The sequence below is a fragment of the Streptomyces sp. genome (assembly GCF_031181555.1).
GTDB lineage: Bacteria > Actinomycetota > Actinomycetes > Streptomycetales > Streptomycetaceae > Streptomyces > Streptomyces fimbriatus.
In genome coordinates, this window is the sequence record NZ_JAPSKQ010000217.1 from 4804 (window position 1) to 8789 (window position 3986).

Below are 3986 nucleotides of genomic sequence, written 5' to 3' on the forward strand. Positions count from 1 at the left end.
AGCGGTCGGTGATCGGGCACAAGGAGTGGCAGCCGGGGAAGGCGGACCCGCGCGGGTTCACGATGAGCTCGATGAGGGAGCGGATCCGCGATCGCCTGAAGTGACCCGGCGGCGCGACGGCGTACGCGGCCGGCGGAGGCGACACCCCGTGGGGGATCTGTCGCTCGCTCCCCCTGAGGGCCGGCAGGTCCCGCTCCTGGCGTGGTGAGCCGTGCCCGTCAGTCCCGGGAGAAGGTCCCGCCGCGCAGCACGTCGCCCCGGTCGGCATCGGTGTTCTCCGCGCCCTGCTTGACGCCCCTGGGCCGGGAGCCGCACCGGCGGCGCCTGAACGCCGTCATGGCCGCCGGTGCGGACGCCGCCTGCCTCGGCGGCGGCCTGGGCGGCCGGGAGCTCGCCTTCACGGCGGTGGCCGCCCGTGTCGCGTTCCGCGGCCTGGAGCCGTGACGTTCATCGGTGTCGCCCGGCCGCCGCACACCGCGTGGGACGTCGCCCACCACCTCAAGGGCGGCCCCGTCGTCCCGTTCCTCCCCACCCCGTCCCCGGGCTGCGCGATCTGCGCCCCGGTGACCGCCCTGCGGTGCCCGCGGGGAGGGCCGTCCCTGATCGGCCTCCTCCGCAACCGCGGCCGCAGGCGCATCCGCGGTCACGGGACCGGTCGGCCGACGGCCGGCCCGGGCACCGCCCGAGCCCGCGCTCTCCCCTCCGGGCGACAATGGCCCCGTGACCAGCTCCGACGATCCCGGCTCCACCGCCCTCACCGGCCTGCGCCCGCGGCTGCCCTCGCCGCTGCAGGAGGTGGCGGACGGGCGGTTCGCGCGGCGCGGGGTCCGGCTGCTGCTGAAGCGGGACGACCTGATCCACCCCGAGCTGGTCGGGAACAAGTGGCGCAAACTGGCCCCGAATCTCGCGGCGGCGGCCGGGCGGACGGTGCTCACCTTCGGCGGTGCCTACTCCAACCACCTGCGGGCCACGGCCGCCGCCGGCCGGCTGCTCGGCCTGCGCACGGTCGGCGTGGTGCGCGGCCAGGAACTCGCCGGCCGCCCGCTCAACCCGTCGCTGGCCCGGTGCGTGTCCGACGGCATGCGGCTGCACTTCGTCGACCGGTCGACGTACCGCCGCAAGACGGAGCCGGAGACCCTCGCGGCCGTCCTGCGCGCGGCGGGCGCCGAGGACGCGTACGTCGTGCCCGAGGGCGGCAGCAACCGCCTCGCGGTGCGCGGCTGCCGGACGCTCGGCGCGGAGCTGGCCGGCCGGGCCGACGTGGTCGCGGTGGCCTGCGGTACCGGCGGCACACTCGCCGGCCTGGCCGCCGGACTCGGTGCCGACGGGCGCGCGCTGGGCGTTCCGGTGCTGAAGGGCGGCTTTCTGGCCGACGGGATACGGACCCTGCAGAGCGAGGCGTTCGGCGGCCCGCGCGGCGACTGGAGCCTCGACGACCGCTTCCACTTCGGCGGTTACGCCCGTATCACCGAGGAACTCGACACGTTCGCCGAGGACTTCGAACACCGGCACGGCGTACCCGTCGAACGTCTCTATGTCGCCAAGTTGCTTTACGCCCTTGTCACCCTGGCGGAGGAAGACGCCTTCCCGCGCGGGAGCACGGTCGCCGCCGTGATCACCGGCCGCCCCTTCCCCTGACCGGCGACCGCTAGGTCGTCTCCCGGTACGCCGCCGCCTCCTCCAGATCCAGCCGGCGCAGCAGCGTCCGCAGCATCTCGTCGTCGATGTACCGGCCGTCGCGCAGTCTGACGAACACCTCGCGCTCCGCGCCGATCATCTCCCGCGACAGCCGCCGGTAGGTGTCGTCCGCCGTCTCCCCGGTGACCGGGTTGACCTGGCCGAGCCGCTCCCAGACGGCGTTGCGGCGGCGTTCCAGGACGGTGCGCAGCCGGTCGGCGAGCGGGGCGGGCAGGGCGTTGCGCTCGTCGGCCAGGAGCTCGTCCAGCCGCCGCTCGGCGGCCCGGGAGGCCTGCGCCTGGGCGTTGGCCTCCGCCAGGGTCTCGGCCTGCGCGTCGTGCTTGGGGAACTTCAGCACGCGGATCAGCGGGGGCAGGGTCAGGCCCTGCACGACCAGGGTGCCGATGACGGTGGTGAAGGTCAGGAAGAGCAACAGGTTGCGCTGCGGGAAGTCCTCGCCGTCGGCGGTGATCGGGATCGAGAAGGCGATGGCCAGCGAGACCACACCCCTCATCCCGGCCCACGCGATGACGAACGGCGTCTTCCAGCCGGGTTTCCCCTCGCGCTGCCGGATCCGCGCCGACAGCACCGGCGGCAGCCGGATCGCCGGGTACACCCACGCGAACCGCGTGACGACGACCACCGCGAAGACGGCGAGCGCGTACCAGGCGGCGTCGGCGCCCGCGTACTCCCCGAGGCCCCCGAGGACGACCGGCAGCTGCAGTCCGATGAGCGCGAACACCACGGACTCCAGCACGAACGCGACCATCTTCCACACCGCCTCCTCCTGGAGGCGGGTGGCGAAGTCGACCTCCCACGCGCGGTGCCCCAGATAGAGGGCGACGACCACGACGGCGATGACGCCGGAGGCGTGCACCTGCTCGGCGGCGGCGTAGGCGACGAACGGGATCAGCAGGGAGAGCGTGTTCTGCAGCAGCGCCTCCTTCACGTGCGTGCGCAGCCAGTGCAGGGGAGCCATCAGCACCAGGCCGAATGCCACCCCGCCGACCGCCGCGACCAGGAACTCCCCGATCCCCCCGGCCCAGGTCGCGCCCTCGCCGACCGCCGCCGCCACGGCCACCCGGAACGCGGTGATCGCGGTGGCGTCGTTCAGCAGGGACTCGCCCTGGAGGATGGTGGTGACCCGGGACGGCAGTCCGACCCGGCGCGCCACCGCCGTCGCCGCGACCGCGTCCGGCGGGGCCACCACGGCGCCGAACACGAGGGCCGCGGTCAGCGGCAGGCCCGGCACGATCAGGTACAGGGCCCAGCCGACGGCGAAGGTCGCGAACAGCACGTACCCCACCGACAGCAGCGCCACCGGCCGCAGCTGCGCCCGCAGGTCGAGGTAGGAGCTGTCGGTGGCCGCCGTGTGCAGCAGCGGGGGCAGGAGGAGCGGCAGGACGATGTGCGGGTCGAGCGTGTAGTCGGGCACCCCGGGGAGGTAGCTGACCGCCAGGCCGACCGCGACCAGCAGCAGCGGTGCCGGCACCCAGGTGCGCCGGGCGGCCGCGGCGATCGCGGCACTGCCCGCCACCAGCAACAGCAGGGGCATCACGTCCATGTCCGGCCCGCCCTCGTTTTCCGCACGGTCTTCCGCGCACCCGTCGTAATCTGGCCACCATGAAACAGTGCACGCATGCCGGCGCGCTGCCGCATCCGGAGCCCGTCCCCCTCAGCGAGACGTGCCCGGAGTGCCTGCGCGACGGCACGGAACCGGTGCAGCTGCGCCTGTGCCTGAGCTGCGGCCACGTCGGCTGCTGCGACTCCTCGCCGGGACGGCATGCGACGGAGCACCACAGGACGTCCGGTCACCCCGTGATGCGGTCCCACGAGCCGGGCGAGGACTGGCGCTGGTGCTTCGTCGATCACGTACTCGTGTGACCCGGCGGCACTCCGGTGCCGGACGGTTCGACCGTCTGACGTCTGGGTACGTCAATCCGGCGCGCGCTCTTCCCATTTGGGCCCGCAGACCCCTAGCCACGGAGCGTATTCATAGTTTTACTATGAGTGACAGCAGTGGCCGGGGTCCCGGGGACAGGATCGCCGAGAGCGCGATAGCGTCACCGCTGAACCACGTAGCGCGTTGCCCGGGGGGCGACCCCGGCCCTGAAACGCTTGTACCACCTTGGAGGTGAGGGTGTCCCAGATCGCAGGCGAGCCCGCGACCCAGGACTTCGTGGAAGTCCGGCTGCCGGCCGCGGGGGCCTACCTGTCGGTGCTGCGCACGGCCACGGCCGGGCTCGCGGCCCGTTTGGACTTCACCCTCGACGAGATCGAGGACCTGCGCATCGCGGTCGACGAGGCCT

The 3986-nt window shown here is 73.6% G+C and carries 4 protein-coding genes and 3 pseudogenes; 6 read left to right on the plus strand and 1 reads right to left on the minus strand.

Annotated features, from left to right (window positions below; genetic code table 11):
* The 4 genes and pseudogenes from RIM90_RS28590 to RIM90_RS28605 all read left to right on the plus strand — a co-directional run.
* Positions 1-104 (plus strand): annotated as a pseudogene (locus RIM90_RS28590) (N-acetylmuramoyl-L-alanine amidase); the annotation flags it as partial.
* Between the two features lie 232 nt (positions 105-336).
* Positions 337-444: a hypothetical protein gene (locus RIM90_RS28595; RefSeq protein ID WP_309063648.1), complete on the plus strand. Its 108-nt coding sequence runs from the start codon at positions 337-339 to the stop codon at positions 442-444.
* Positions 441-539 (plus strand): annotated as a pseudogene (locus RIM90_RS28600) (DUF6010 family protein); the annotation flags it as partial. The gene RIM90_RS28595 and the pseudogene RIM90_RS28600, both read left to right, overlap by 4 nt.
* Before the next feature lie 181 nt (positions 540-720).
* Positions 721-1638: a pyridoxal-phosphate dependent enzyme gene (locus tag RIM90_RS28605; protein WP_309063649.1), complete on the plus strand. Its 918-nt coding sequence runs from the start codon at positions 721-723 to the stop codon at positions 1636-1638.
* Between the two features lie 10 nt (positions 1639-1648).
* Here the strand turns inward: RIM90_RS28605 and RIM90_RS28610 are convergent, their stop codons facing one another.
* Positions 1649-3241: a Na+/H+ antiporter gene (locus RIM90_RS28610; protein WP_309063650.1), complete on the minus strand. Its 1593-nt coding sequence runs from the start codon at positions 3239-3241 to the stop codon at positions 1649-1651.
* A gap of 59 nt (positions 3242-3300) precedes the next feature.
* On the opposite strand from RIM90_RS28610, the gene RIM90_RS28615 reads away from it, so the two are divergent.
* Positions 3301-3561 (plus strand): UBP-type zinc finger domain-containing protein, encoded by a 261-nt coding sequence (locus RIM90_RS28615; protein WP_309063651.1) that lies wholly within the window; start codon positions 3301-3303, stop codon positions 3559-3561.
* Between the two features lie 256 nt (positions 3562-3817).
* Positions 3818-3986 (plus strand): annotated as a pseudogene (locus RIM90_RS28620) (anti-sigma regulatory factor); the annotation flags it as partial.